The organism is Cytobacillus oceanisediminis 2691, assembly GCF_007678455.1.
Taxonomy (GTDB): domain Bacteria; phylum Bacillota; class Bacilli; order Bacillales; family Cytobacillaceae; genus Mesobacillus; species Mesobacillus oceanisediminis_A.
In genome coordinates this window covers 1-270 of record NZ_VEEP01000226.1, presented here as the reverse complement: position 1 = coordinate 270, position 270 = coordinate 1, and the positions used below count along the sequence as shown (strand labels likewise).

At 49.6% G+C, this 270-nt stretch carries 1 pseudogene; it reads left to right on the top strand.

The window, feature by feature from the left end:
* A pseudogene (locus FS736_RS23745) lies at positions 1-212 on the top strand (ATP-dependent zinc metalloprotease FtsH); the annotation flags it as partial.
* Between the last annotated feature and the right edge of the window lie 58 nt (positions 213-270).

Here is a 270-nt window from a genome sequence, read left to right as displayed (position 1 = left end):
TCACCGGCCTCCTTGGGGGGGGTGTAGGGGAAGAAATGGTGTTTGGGGAAGTGAGGAGTGGTGGGGAGAATGAGTTGGAGGGGGGGAGAGGGATTGGGAGAAGAATGGTTAGTGAATTGGGGATGAGTGATAAAGTGGGAGGATTGGAGTTGGGGGAGGGGGAGGGGGAGGTATTGGTTGGAGGGGAGGTGAATAATGAAGAGAAGTATTGAGATAAGATTGGTTATGAAATTGATGTGGAGATGGAAAGGATTATGAAGGATTGTTATG